Raw genomic sequence first — 13,023 nt, forward strand, 5'->3', positions numbered from 1 at the left:
AATTTCAAATCTCGCTCCTTGCCCCCCTCTGGGCGAACAAAGAAAAGAGCGGCCGGTTTGACCCGGCCGCCCTTTGCGGTTTATCGGAGCTGCTCTTTGACCTTGGCGGCCTTGCCGACGCGGTCGCGCAGGTAGTAGAGTTTGCTTCTGCGCACCTTGCCGCGGCGAACGATCTCGACCTTTTCGACCTTGGGGGAGTGAATCGGGAAAACCCGCTCCACGCCGACGCCGTAGGAAACCCGGCGCACGGTGAAGGTCTCGTTGATCCCGCCGTGTTTGCGGGCGATGACGGTGCCCTCAAACACCTGGATACGCTCTCTCTGGCCCTCTTTGATCAACACGTGCACCCGAACGGTGTCGCCGATGTTGATCTCGGGGAGCTCGGATTTGAGCATCGAGTCGGTCATCAGTTTCATTGCATCCATGATAAATCCTCCTTGGTTTTCCGACATTCTTGCTTCTTTTACATACCTTGCGGTGAGCAGAGGACTGCCTGGTTTCAGATGTTGACAGAAACCCCGCCGCCGGGCCCCGAGGCCCCACAGCGGAACATACTGCTGTATTTTACCACACCCTTCCCCCCTGTGCAAGGGGAAAACAGCCAGAAAGGGCAAAATGTTTGGCAAGACACGGCAATTTTAACAAAAGGGGGCTCCCGCCCCGTCGTAGAGGGCGGTGCGGCGGATAGAAGCGGTCTTGACCGCCTCGCCGCTCTGGGCGCAGTAGGCCTCGATGAGGAGGGCGGGGTTGAGGTTTTGCTGCCCCCCCGCGGCCAGTCGCAGGGAGAGAAGGGCCCGGCCCCCCTCCCCCTCTTCGCCGCCACAGGCGAGAACCAGGGGGCGGATGTCCACCTCTTTTGGGCCCTTCTTGCTGCGCTTGAGGGTCTTGATCTGGGGCTGCTGGGCAAAGGCCATAAACCGCCCGGCCAAACCCGGTGTCCCCTCGAGGGTTACCCGGTAGTCGGCGGCGGCGATCGCCTGCAGATCCTGCTGGGGCAGGGCGGCGGCGAGCACCTGCAGCCCTGTGGGCAGGGCGGCGTTCAGCCGATCCTTCACCTCGTTTAAGGGCAGCTCCTCCACCAGGCGAAACTGCATGATCTCGCACTCGCTCTCCTGTCCCAGGGAGAGGGGCAGGGCGAAGGTGAGGTAGATGTGGGGGTTAAAGCCCTGGGTGTACCAGACCGGCAGCCCCGAGCGCTTGAGAGCCCGCGCCATGCACCGCACCAAATCCAGGTGGGAGATGTACTTGGCCAGCCCCTCCTTTTTAAACCACAGGCGTATTGTTTGCATCGTTTCCAAAGCAGGGTCCTCCCAGTAACTTGTTGGCGCCGCAGCCGCTGCAGTGCTGCCGGCAGTGGGGGGTGGCGACCGACTGGTGGGCCAGTTGGTTTTCCCGCACCAAGAAGGCCTTGCTCACCCCGTAGTCCAGGTGATCCCAGGGGAGCACCTCATCGTAGGAGCGGCGGCGGTTGGCGTAAAAGGCCGGGTCGAGCCCCGCCCCGGCGAAGGCCGCCATCCACCTCTCGTAGGAGAAGCGCTCGCTCCACCCGTCAAAGGTGCAGCCGCTCTCCCAGGCGCGGAGGATGGCCTTCCCCAGCCGCCGGTCCCCCCGGGCAAACACCCCTTCGATAAAGCTGACCTGGGTGTCGTGACAGCTGAGCTTGATTTTCTTGCTGCGCAGCACCGCGCGCATCCGCTCCTGCTTCTGCGCCAGCTGCTCCATGGTGTCCTGGGGCTCAAACTGAAAGGGGGTAAAGGGCTTGGGCACAAAGCAGGCGGTGCTCACCGAGACCTGCACCCCCTTGCCCTTGGCGTGTTCCTTGGTCTTGTAGTAGAGATCCACCACCCCCTGGGCGGTCTCGACAATCCCCTCCACGTCCTCCATCGTCTCGGTGGGCAGGCCGATCATGAAGTAGAGTTTGACGCCGGTGTAGCCGTTTTCAAAGGCCAGGGCGCAGGTGCGGTCGATCTCCCCCTGGGTGACGTTTTTGTTGATGGCATCCCGCAGCCGCTGGGTGCCGGCCTCCGGGGCAAAGGTGAGGCCGCTCTTTCGCACCGAGGTGATGCGGTCCACCAGCTCTTTGGAGAAGTTGTCCACCCGCAGAGAGGGCAGCGAGAGGCTGACCTTCTCGTCCTCGGTCCAGGTGAGCATCTCGTCCAGAAGCCCCTCCAGGGTGGTCAGGTCGCTGGTGCTCAAGGAGGTGAGGGACACCTCGTCGTAGCCGGTGTTTTTGCACAGGGCTTTCGCCTGGGCGTCGATAACCCCCGGGTCCTTCTCCCGCAGGGGGCGGTAGATGAAGCCCGCCTGGCAGAACCGGCAGCCCCGGATACAGCCCCGCAGCACCTCGACCATGGCCCGGTCGTGGACGATGTCGGTAAAGGGCACCACGAAGTTTGCGGGGAAATAGGCGCTGCTCATCTCCCTGACGATCCGCTTGCGCACAGTGGCGGGGGCGCCTTCTCGAGGGGTGACCCGCTCGACAGTCCCGTCCTCCTTGTACTGCACCTGGTAGAGGGAGGGGACATAGACCCCCTCGATCTGGGCGGCCCGGCGGAGAAACTCCCCCTTCCCCACCCCCTCTTTCTTGCACGCCAGGTAGAGATCGCAGAGCTCCAAATTCAGCTCCTCCCCCTCGCCCAGCAAAAACAGGTCGATGAAATCGGCCAGCGGCTCGGGGTTGCAGGCACAGGGCCCCCCCGCCACAATGAGGGGGGCCAGACTGTCCCCCCGCTGCGCGGCCAGCACGGGGATGCCCGCCAGATCGAGCATATTCAGGATGTTGGTGAAGCTGAGCTCGTACTGGAGGGTGAAGCCGACGATGTCAAAGTCGGCCACCGGGTCCAGGCTTTCGAGGGCGTAGAGGGGGATGTGGTTTTCCCGCATCTGCTCCTCCATGTCCACCCAGGGGGCAAAGACCCGCTCGCACCAGATGTCGGGCCGCTCGTTGAGCAGGCCGTAGAGGATCTTCATCCCCAGGTGGGACATCCCCACGTCGTAGGTGTCGGGGAAGCAAAAGGCAAAGCGAAGGTCTACCCCGTCTCTGTCTTTGACGATGCTGCCCAGCTCCCCGCCGATGTACTGGGCGGGCTTTTGCACCTTGAGCAGCACCTGTTCAATGGTATCTCTTAACATGTCATTCCTCTTCAAACGTCAAAAGTAGGCGCAAAGACTCCCTTTGCGCCTACCTATCATACACTAAATCCGGCCGCGTCGCAACCGCCGGGCAGGCCGGCGGGCGGCGGTCAACCGCGCCGCCCCCCTTCCCTCCTGCGGCCCCGCACCACCGAGTAAAAGAGGTACCCCCCGCAGAGGGCCAGGGTGCCGTTTTGCCGGGTGGCCGCGAAGAGGAGGAGCCCTGCCCCCAGCAGGGCAAGGGAGGTCCAGAAAGAAAAGGCCCAGTAGAGCCGCTCGGCCCGCCGGGGCGGCAACTTTTCCCGCAGGGCGATCAAGAGCATCTGCCCCCCGTCCAAAAGCGAGATGGGCAGCAGGTTGAAGGCCCCCAGCAACAGGTGGATCAGCGCCAGGGTGGCCAGGTGCAGGGCAAAGCGGCGCTGCAACAGCCAGAGGGCCCCCAGGCCGATGGCCAGGTTGACCGCCGGCCCTGCCAGGTAGACCGGAATGTCGGCCGGGGAGGGGCAGTAGTCAGTCCCCCGGTCCAGGCGGATGCCCGCCACCGTGAACTCCAGCGCGCAGACGGGACGGCGCTGCACCAGCAGGCAGAGCAGGTGCCCCATCTCGTGGAGCAAGCTGGCCACAAAGGCCTGCAGCAGGATGCCGGTGTAGTCAAACACCGAGATGCACAGCAGCAAAAAGAGGTAGAGGGGGGAGACACGCACCGCCGTTTGCCCCAGGAAAAAGCGCACCCCTTACAGCTGGGGGAACACCCAGCGGGGGTCCACCTGTTTGCCGCGCAGCCGGATTTCCAGGTGGAGGTGGGGACCGGTGGAGAGGCCGGTGCTCCCCACATAGCCGATGGTCTCGCCCTGGCGCACCACCGTCCCCGCCTCCACCTGCAGGCTGTCGCAGTGGCCGTAGAAGGTGTATAGGTCGTCGCTGTGGCGCAGGAGGACGTAGTTTCCGTAGACCCGGCTCTGTCCGGCCTCCGCCACCGTGCCGCTGAGGGCGGCGGCGATCTTGGTGCCCTTGGCCGCCGCGATGTCCACCCCGGTGTGAAAGTCCAGCTTTTTGGTGATGGGGTGCCAGCGGTAGCCAAAGGGCGAAGTGACCCGGCCCGACACCGGCAGCTGTGGGGTCACTGTCAGGGTATAGGGCTCGTAAGAGGCATTCTCCGGCGGCGTCATGGTCTTGTCGTAGTCGTCGTAGGGCACCTCCTGCAAGCCGCCCTGGCCGCCCATGGTCTCCATCGCCTCCCCCGGCGCGGCGGACGAACTGCCGGGCAGCGGGGTGGCGGACGGGGTGGCAGAAGAGCCGCCGGCAGGGGTGGAGGAACCGCTCTCCCCCTCCCCCTTTCCGGTGATGCCGCCATAGATCTGGAAAAGCACATCCTTGGCCTCTTCCAAGCTCTCCTCCCGGGTGATGGCGGCGGCGTAGTCCTGCCGCAGCCGTTCGTACCATTCGGGGTTGGCCGTTTTCAGCAAAAAGGCGCTGCCCACCAGCAGGGCGGCCAGCACGATCTGCACCAGGGTGACAAACCCACCTCCCGGTCCCTCTCCCGGCTCGTCCCGGCGGGAGCGGCTCTCCCGGAAAGCGTAGCTGCGATTGCGAAAATCCTCCATTTTCCCTTACCTCCCCGCGGGTTTGTTCACTGTAACCCTATGCGGGCGGGGATGGAGGCAGAACCGCCCTCTGGCGCCAAGAGGGCCCGGCAGGCGGTGCTGCCGGACCCTCTTTTATCTGCTCCCTTTCTAGATGCCCGCGGCAATGCCGTCGGCAATGGCCTTGGCGATCTTTTCCTGCACCGCGGCGCTGGCCAGGTTTTGCCCCTCGGTGGCGTCGGAGAGGAAGCCGCACTCCACCAGCACCGCCGGGTAGCGCATCTGCCGGGTGACGGCCATATACCCAAACTTGGCCCCTCGGTTGATCCCCGAGAGGTTGGCCGTGGCCACCCGGCTGGAAATAGCAGAGGCGATGGTTTTGGAGTAGGGGTTAAAATACCAGACCTCCGCCCCTCGGGCGCTGGCGCCGGTGGTGGAATTCTGGTGGATGCTCACCAGCAAGTCTGCGCCAAAACTGTTTGCCTCCTGCACCCGGGCGCTTAAGTCCTTGGCGCGGCTGCCCAACTTGACCACCGCGCCCCGGCTCTGCAGCTCGGCCACCAGCTTGTCAGCGATGGCCTTGTTGATGGCCGCTTCCTGCAGGGGGCCATTGACCGCGCCCGGGTCCCCGCTGCCGCCGTGGCCGGGGTCCACATAGACCCGCATCCCCGACAGGGAGGTGAGGATGTTGTTGAAATCGACCACCAGGTCGCCGTTTGCCTGGTAACTCTGCCGCAATCCCCGGAACTGCCCGCTCTTGAGGGTAAAGCGGATGGCGTCCGCCCCATCCTCGGCCGTGATCCACTGGGCGGCGGAAAAGATGGAGTTGGCAGGCAGGTGAAGGCTGGGCCGATCGCCGGTCTTGTAGTAGAGGCGGACGGTGAGGGTATTTTCCTCCAGGGTGATGCGGGTGGGGGCCGCCCAGTCCTGGGAGACGGTCATCCGAAAGACGCCGCCGGTATTCGCAAAGCTGACCCCCCGCACCACATTGGCGTCGACGGTGGCCTGCCCCTTGATCTGGATGTCCCGCGCCTCCACCCGGGTGCCGGAGCCCAGGTTGTAGTAGCTGTCGGTGTAACCCGCGTCCGAACAGGTGACCTTTCCGCCCTTGACAAAGACCTGCGCCCCCTTGGCCAGGGGGAAGCAGTTGGGATCGGAGTAGTTGGAGTTGACCGAGGGGGAGTACCCCTCCGCCTCGCCGTCGGAGGCGGTGATGACCGCCAGGTTGCCGCTGATTTTGGGCAGGTTGTCCGAAGGAGTTGAGGAGGCGTCCCCCGAGCTGGACGAGCTGCCGCCCGAAGAACTGCTCCCCGAAGAGGAGGAACCGCCGCCCCCGGGCACCACTGCCGGCGGGGCCTCCCCCGCCCCGGTGACCGTCACCGAACCGCCGCTCATCTTTTCCGAATGGCCGCTCCAGCTGGCGCTCACCGAGATATTTCCCAGCTTCTGGTCGCTGGCAGTGGCTGAGGTGGGGAGAACCCCCTCAAAAGTCTTGTAGGAGTCCACCGTTCCCTCCCCGCTGTCATCCATCGCCTCCACCTCTCTAAGCCGCACCGAACTGCCGCCCAGGCTGGCCGTCACGGTGGAACCGGCATAGGCCACCGCCGTCACCTTGATGGAGGTGCCGCCGGGTACCCGCACACTGCCCGAGGGAGAGACCGACTGCAACACCTTCACCTTGCGGGTGACAGTATAGGTGGCGGTCTTTCCCTTGTGCGCAAAGGTAAAGGTATTGGCCCCCACCTTCAGTTCCCGCTCCACCGAGAAGAGCCCCTTGTCGTTGAGGGGAACAGTCTCGCCGTTGATGGTCAAGTCGAAATTGGGGTCGCCTCCGCCATAGAGGGTGAGCACCGGCTCGTAGGTGACCGAGTCGGCAGAACGGGGGTTGTCCACCGACAGCTCCTTGAGAATGGTGTTGGGGTTGAGTTCATCCCGATAATATTGCAGCAGCTTGTCGGTGGTCTTGCCGGGGTTTTCCCGCAGGGTCTGAAAGGAGCCGAAGGCGCAGCCCGCCAACTGGTTCTCCCGCGCGCTCATCACCTGGCGAATCAACTGATCGGGCGCGCTCCATCCGCCCTCCTCCCCCAGCACCTTCTCGTTGTGCAGCAGGGCGTAGACGGGCAGGGAGGCGCTCCCCTCGTCGGTGGTCAGGGCCGCCTTCCACCAGGCGGCCAGCGCCCCAAAGGGGGCGTCTGGGTCGGTGGTGGCGTAGGGCATGTCCACCGCCAAAAAGTCAAAGAGGCCGCTGGTGGCCATCTGCCGGGTGTCTGCGCAGCTGTCAAAGTAGGCGGTGGGCGCCCCTTTTGTCTCCGAGCCCCCCTCCAGCTGGGAGGCGTGGGCCCAGACCGGCCCCACCAGCAGCCCCAGCTGCACCTGCGGGCTGTCGGCCTTGACCTGCCGGGCCGCCGCTTTCACCGCCGAAGAGGAGCCCTGGCGCAGCCAGTCCTCCAGCCCCTCGCCCCCGCCCCCCTGACGGTAGGCCTGGTAGCTGGCGGCACTGGCGGCATTTTCATAGCCCGAGAGGAGCAGCCCCGCAAACTGGTAGCCCCGGGCGATCTCCCCCGCCCGGCCGGCCATGTAGGCGATCTCCTCGGCGCTGGTGGGAAGGGCCGCGGCCCCCTCCGCCCGCACCCCCAGGTCCACCACCGGGTAGGCGTAGAGGCCCCGCGCAGCACAGCCATGCAGCAGGTAGGCCAGCAGATCGGTGTCCGGCAGAAGGGCGTCAAAGTAGAGGGAGGGGTGGATGGATCTCTCCCCCCGCAGCAGGGGGAGGAGCACCGTGTTCATCCCCATCTCCTGGGCGCTGTCCAGCAAGCTGTCGATCTCGTCGGCCACCCCGTCGGCGTCCAGCTCCTCTCCTGCGGCGTAGTCGACGCCGGGGGTGAGGGTGACTGCCTTCATCTCGTCCGGGCAGGAGAAAACCTGCTCGCCGTCAACCAGAGCATCTGCAGTCCCCTCCTGCCCGGCCGCCGCCAAGGAGGTAGCGTCCAGGGGCTGGTCGCCCTTCTCCTCTCCCCGGACCCACTCCCAGCCGGGCAGAAGCAGCGCCGCCGAAAAGATGGCCAGCGCCATGGCTGCCCCCAAAATTCTCTTTCCCATCTCGTCTCTCCCCTGTGCAAACGCCCCGATCTCAAGCGGCGGGGCCGATTCCTATCTCCCGTTTTCCCGTCATCCCCCACGCCGGCGACAGCGGGTATCTCCAGAGTCATCATACAATAAAAGGGCGGCAAATGGCAAGGGCGGATAGCTCACAAACGGCTTTGCAAAGCCATTTGTGCTCAGCTTTCCCCCGCCCTTCGCTTCCTGTAATGCCCTTTTACTTTACAGCTCAAAAAAGGCGTTGTCTCCCCCTTTTTTGACAGATCGACCGGATTTTCCTCCACTTTTTTCATTTTTGTCTTTTGGTGCAAAAAACGGCCAAAAATTTCGGAAACAGATGTGATGGCATATGCCTTTACAGCTGTTTCCGAATGGGGAATTTACCGGTTTCTCAACTCGTTTCGCTTGATTTTGCCGCTGATGGTCTTGGGCAGTTCATCCACGAACTCCACGATCCGCGGGTATTTGTAGGGGGCGGTTTGGTGCTTGACAAAGGTCTGTATCTCCTTGATTAGCTCCTCGCTGGGGGAGTAACCGCGGGTGAGGGTGATGGTCGCCTTGACCACCTGGCCTCGGATGGGATCTGGGGCGCCGGTGACTGCGCACTCCAGCACCGCCGGGTGCTCCATCAGCACGCTCTCAATCTCAAAGGGGCCGATGCGGTAGCCCGAGGCCTTGATGACGTCGTCGGTCCGCCCCACGTACCAGAGGTAGCCATCCTCGTCCTGCCAGGCGATGTCCCGGGTGTGGTAGTACCCGTCGTGCCAGATTTCGGCGGTCTTTTCCTCGTCCAGGTAGTAGCCGCAGAAGAGGCCGCAGGGTTTGCCCTCCTCGGTGCGGATGCAGATCTCCCCCTCTTCGCCGGGGTCGACAATCTCGCCGTCCTCCCCCAGCAGGGCGATCTGGTACTGGGGATTGATCTTGCCCATGGAGCCCAGGCGAAGTTCGGTCCCCGGCAGATTGGCGATGAGCAGGCTGGTCTCGCTCTGGCCAAAGCCCTCGGTGAGGTCAAGACCGGTGTACTCCTTGAACCGGTCGAACACCTCGGGGTTGAGGGCCTCCCCCGCCGTTGTCACGTGCCGCAGAGAGGAGAGGTCGTAGTTTTCAATTCCCTCTTTAATGAAGAAGCGGAAGATGGTGGGGGGCGCGCAGAAGGTGGTGATTTTGTACTTTTCAATCAGGTGAAGCAGGTCTTTGGGGGCAAAGCGGATGTAGTCATAGACGAAGATGCCCGCCTCCATGATCCACTGGCCGTAGATTTTGCCCCAGGATGCCTTGGCCCAGCCGGTGTCTGCCACCGAGAGGTGCAGCCCGTCGGGCGCCACCTGGTGCCATTCCTTGGCGGTGACGATGTGCCCCAGGGGATAGAGATAATCGTGGAGCACCATCTTGGGCATCCCGGTGGTGCCAGAGGTGAAAAACAGCAGCATGGGGTCACTCGCGCGGTTGGGAATTCGCTCCAGCTGGTCGCTCTGCCGCTCCAGCTCCCGGTGGTAGGAGAGCCAGCCCTCCCGCTCGCCCCGGGCCAAAATCTTGGTGCGCAGGGTCGGGCACTTTGCGGCCGCAGCGTCCACCGAGTCGGCCGCCTCTCCCTCGGCGGTGCAGATGACCGCATTTACCCCCGCCGCATTGATGCGGTAGGCAATGTCCTTGGCCGTGAGCTGGTCGGTGGCGGGGATGGCGATGGCCCCTATCTTGTGCAGGGCCAGAATGCAAAACCAGTACTCGTAGTGCCGGCGGAGGAGAAGGAGGACCGCGTCCCCCTTTCCAATCCCCAGGGAGAGCAGCAGGTTGGCCGTCTGGTTGCTGCGGTGCATCATGTCGGCAAAGGTGAAGGTCTCCTCCCAGCCATAGTCGTCGCACCAGACCATGGCCCGCCGATCGGGCTCTGCCAGGGCAATGCGGTCGATGATGTCGTAGCCGAAGTTGAAGTCATCCGGTGCGTGCAGCTGCACCGATTTTAAAGAGCCGTCTGCGGCCCACTCCTCCTGCAGGTAGTCTTTATAGAGCTCCAGCATCGCCTATTCCCCCTTTCCCTCGTCCCCGCCGTGGATGACGATGGCCAAAAAGGTGCAGTCCTTGCCGCCGACAGCCGCCATCCCGTGGGGATAGGTGGAGTCGTAGTAGATGCTGTCCCCCGCCTCCAGGGTCACGGTGTGACCGTCTACCTCCACGCGCAGGCTCCCCTCGAGGATGTAGTCAAACTCCTGTCCTCTGTGGTTGTTCATCATCATGGGCCGCTCCTCGTTGCCCTCCAGGTAGGGGGCGGTCACGTAGAGGGGCTCGCACATCTTGTTGCGAAAGAGGTGGGCTTTGTGCAGGTAGGCCAGCCCTTGGCGGCGCTCCACCGGCAGCCCCTTTCCCTTTCTCACCACGGTGTAGATGTTCAGCTTGGGCCGCTCGCCGGTGAGCAATTCGATCATGTCCACCCCAAAGACGGCAGCGCACTTTTGCAAAAAGGTGATGGGAAAGTCGCTCTCGCCCCCCTCCAGGCGGATATATTCCTCCAGAGAGACGTTTACCTGGGCAGCCATCTCCTCCGCACTGATCCCCAAAATCTCCCGCATGACGCCGATCCTCACTGCGATCTCTGCAATTTTGCTGTCCATCTTTCAGTCCTCCGTTTCAAAATGCAAATAAAAAAGACCCGTCCCCGTAATAGGGACGAGCCTTGTGTGTACAAGTAGCCCGCGGTACCACCCAGATTGCACGATCTGTGCCGCTTTGCAGGGTTCCAACAAACCCCGGGCCGATTAACGCAGCCCACGCGGAAGAACTTACTGGCCGCCCCTGGCGGTTTTCTGCCCTTCAACTCAGGAGTGACTAGCCGCTGCACAACCTCTGCCGGACTTCCACCATCCGCCGGCTCTCTGGAAAGGCGCATTGCATCGGACTCTCTCCGTCTTTGTCATTGCAGTCATTATAGTCTCCCCACCCGGGAGCTGTCAAGGCCACCCGTCCAATTTGGAAAGCTGCTGGTTTCTGCCGCTCATTTTCTGCTGTATTTTAGCAAATCCCCCAATTTTTTTAAAGGAAGCGCAGAGAGAGCCCCTCAGTAAAAGAGCACCTCTTTAAGCACCGGCAGGCTGTACTCGTCGATCCCCGGCACCCGCATCAGGTCTTCGTCGCTGGCAAAGGTCCCCCGCTCCTCTCGGACGCGCACAATGTCGCCAGCCAACTGGCTGTCCACGTACTCGGCAGCGGCCAGGGTCTCCTGGTCGGCCAGGTTGACATTGACCCGGTTTTGTCCGTCGTAGAGGGGGCCCAGGTCTTTTCCCACCTTGCCCCCTTGCCAGAACAGCAGTCCCGCCACTATAATGAGAAACAGAGACAAAAAAATGCGAATCTGCCTGCCCTCACTCACCATTTCGCGCCCCCTTTTTCTGTATTGTAGCACAGTGGGGGGCCCAGCGGGGCAAATTCGGCAAAAAGGAGCGACACTTTCATGGCCCACTGCAAGAGTTTTCAGCTCTCCACCGGCGCGCACAGCTTTCACGACATCACCAGCCAGGTGCGCGCGTACATCCGCGAGACCGGGGTGCGCGACGGGATCGCCGTCGTCTTCACCCCCCACACCACCGCCGCCATCACCATCAACGAAAACGCCGACCCCGACGTGCTGCGCGACCTCTCGGCGGGGTTGGACAAGACCTTTCCCCCTCTGCGGGAATACCGCCACTTTGAGGGCAATTCCGATGCGCACATGAAATCCAGCCTGATGGCCCCTTCCCTCTCCCTCATCATCAGTGAGGGGGAGCCCATCCTCGGCACCTGGCAGGACATCTACTTCTGCGAATTCGACGGCCCCCGCCGCCGCACCTTCTACGTCAAGGTGATCGAGGGCTGACGGTGACAAAGGAGGGCGGGCGCCCCACTGGAGCGCCCGCCCTCCTTTCTGCTCTCACTCGCCCTGGAGGGCCTCTCTAAACACCTGCTCCACCTTTTCCAGGGTGGGAACCCCTTCGTGGACCTTTTTGTCGCCGACAAAATAGGTGGGCACATACCAGTAGTCATAGCCCTCGGTCTTTTCCGGCTCGCGGTTCTCCTCAATCACCTCGATATTCACCTGGCCATACTCGGGGTGGGCGGCAATCAGCTCCTTCTCCATGGCAAAGGCCTGGCGGCAGTAGGGGCAGTCCTCTAAAATCATCATTTTGACCGGTTTCGGCATGGTAAAATTCTCCTTTTTTTCACTGGGCACGACTTCCCCTTTCGGGAAAAATCTCTTCAGATAAAAGGGTGCGCTCCTCTTTCCCCCGCCATGCAGGGGCTGACAATCGGCGCGCGAAATAGATTTGGTCGAACAGGGCGGCGCTGGTGGGGCGCGAAAGAGGGGCTCCCTCCTGTTCCTGGCGCTTGCCGTCAGCAGTTTGATACCTCTCCCGGCAGAGGGGGCAGGAGATGTCGTGAAGGACGCGGCGGCTGCCTCCAACACCGTCTGCGTCTCCTCATCCAGCCCTTCCTGTTCGCCGATGGTCTTAGCGAGGGCGTAGACCTTCCAAAAGTGGGCGCTGTCGTGGAGATTGCCGCCAGAGCGGACGAGCATTCCCACAGTCAACTCTGCAATGGTCCTTTTGAGCCATCCTCCCCTCTATCCCCCGGCTTTAGCTGCCCGCGGGTGAAGAGGAAGTTGAGGAAGTAGGTGCTTCCCACGAACAAAAAGAGCACTGCCAGGGCCAAAGCCGCCATCTGCAACACCGCGATCCCGCCGGCCTTTCCCACGGCGGAGAGGGCCAGCGCAGCCGCCCCAAGCACCCAGAAGAGGATGCTCATCCGCAGGCAGCTGCGCACGCTCTGCCAGGTCACCGGGGCGGGCGGCGGGGTGGACTGGCCCGACAGCGGAGAAATGGGTGGTTCGCTTTCCTCTCCAACCGTCTCCGGCCGCGGGGTGCCCGCAGGGGCCTTGAAGAAGTGGCAGCCCTCCCCGCAGGAGGTGACGTATTCCCACCCCTGGCCGGCAAAGCGCGCAATATAGGCGGGCATCTCCGCCCGGGCGTGCTCGGCGCAGTCGTAGAGGTAGGCGGTGGTCTGGGGCTCCTTTTTCTTGAGGAGGAAACCCATACTGGTGAACTGCTCCAATATCCAGCCCTCCTGGCTGTAATAGGAGAGCATGTCCAGCTCGTCCTGGGCCCCTCTGCGGGGCTTCTTACCCGGCACAAACCCGCCGGAGGGGATGAATTTGCTGTCTTCCATCGGCTCTCTCCCTTTG

The 13,023-nt window shown here is 63.0% G+C and carries 12 protein-coding genes; 1 reads left to right on the forward strand and 11 read right to left on the reverse strand.

Annotation, left to right across the window (positions count from 1 at the left end; genetic code table 11):
* Positions 1-80: 80 nt before the first annotated feature.
* The 9 genes from rplS to HJY11_RS00810 all read right to left on the reverse strand — a co-directional run bounded on the left by rplS (position 81) and on the right by HJY11_RS00810 (position 11,094).
* Positions 81-425, reverse strand: a complete 345-nt coding sequence (gene rplS, locus HJY11_RS00775) for a 50S ribosomal protein L19 (protein WP_208074182.1) — start codon at positions 423-425, stop codon at positions 81-83.
* A gap of 213 nt (positions 426-638) precedes the next feature.
* Positions 639-1,289: a TIGR03936 family radical SAM-associated protein gene (locus HJY11_RS00780; protein ID WP_243764114.1), complete on the reverse strand. Its 651-nt coding sequence runs from the start codon at positions 1,287-1,289 to the stop codon at positions 639-641.
* Entirely contained in the window at positions 1,264-3,132 is a 1,869-nt protein-coding gene (locus HJY11_RS00785; protein ID WP_208074184.1) for a TIGR03960 family B12-binding radical SAM protein, read from the reverse strand. Before HJY11_RS00785 ends, HJY11_RS00780 begins: the two co-directional genes overlap by 26 nt.
* 110 nt (positions 3,133-3,242) lie before the next feature.
* Complete coding sequence (locus tag HJY11_RS00790; RefSeq protein WP_208074185.1) at positions 3,243-3,836, reverse strand: site-2 protease family protein; 594 nt, start codon at positions 3,834-3,836, stop codon at positions 3,243-3,245.
* A 30-nt stretch (positions 3,837-3,866) separates the two neighbouring features.
* Positions 3,867-4,736, reverse strand: a complete 870-nt coding sequence (locus HJY11_RS00795) for a M23 family metallopeptidase (RefSeq protein WP_208074186.1) — start codon at positions 4,734-4,736, stop codon at positions 3,867-3,869.
* A gap of 129 nt (positions 4,737-4,865) precedes the next feature.
* Positions 4,866-7,814 (reverse strand): N-acetylmuramoyl-L-alanine amidase, encoded by a 2,949-nt coding sequence (locus HJY11_RS00800; RefSeq protein ID WP_208074187.1) that lies wholly within the window; start codon positions 7,812-7,814, stop codon positions 4,866-4,868.
* A 380-nt stretch (positions 7,815-8,194) separates the two neighbouring features.
* The gene (locus HJY11_RS00805) at positions 8,195-9,832 is read right to left on the reverse strand and encodes an AMP-binding protein (protein ID WP_243764078.1); all 1,638 of its coding nucleotides are present in this window, start codon (positions 9,830-9,832) and stop codon (positions 8,195-8,197) included.
* Positions 9,833-9,835: 3 nt separating this feature from the next.
* Positions 9,836-10,423, reverse strand: a complete 588-nt coding sequence (locus HJY11_RS15035; RefSeq protein WP_243764079.1) for a helix-turn-helix domain-containing protein — start codon at positions 10,421-10,423, stop codon at positions 9,836-9,838.
* A gap of 443 nt (positions 10,424-10,866) precedes the next feature.
* The gene (locus HJY11_RS00810) at positions 10,867-11,094 is read right to left on the reverse strand and encodes a ComEA family DNA-binding protein (protein ID WP_208074188.1); all 228 of its coding nucleotides are present in this window, start codon (positions 11,092-11,094) and stop codon (positions 10,867-10,869) included.
* A gap of 165 nt (positions 11,095-11,259) precedes the next feature.
* Here HJY11_RS00810 and HJY11_RS00815 point away from each other — a divergent pair, with 165 nt between their 5' ends.
* Complete coding sequence (locus HJY11_RS00815) at positions 11,260-11,661, forward strand: secondary thiamine-phosphate synthase enzyme YjbQ (RefSeq protein ID WP_208074189.1); 402 nt, start codon at positions 11,260-11,262, stop codon at positions 11,659-11,661.
* Between the two features lie 54 nt (positions 11,662-11,715).
* On the opposite strand, the gene HJY11_RS00820 is transcribed toward HJY11_RS00815, so the two are convergent.
* Complete coding sequence (locus HJY11_RS00820) at positions 11,716-11,985, reverse strand: thioredoxin family protein (RefSeq protein WP_208074190.1); 270 nt, start codon at positions 11,983-11,985, stop codon at positions 11,716-11,718.
* A 383-nt stretch (positions 11,986-12,368) separates the two neighbouring features.
* Positions 12,369-13,007: a DUF2812 domain-containing protein gene (locus tag HJY11_RS00825; protein ID WP_208074191.1), complete on the reverse strand. Its 639-nt coding sequence runs from the start codon at positions 13,005-13,007 to the stop codon at positions 12,369-12,371.
* Positions 13,008-13,023: the final 16 nt, after the last annotated feature.

Source organism: Bittarella massiliensis (ex Durand et al. 2017) (assembly GCF_017566145.1).
In the GTDB taxonomy this organism is placed as follows: domain Bacteria; phylum Bacillota; class Clostridia; order Oscillospirales; family Ruminococcaceae; genus Bittarella; species Bittarella massiliensis_A.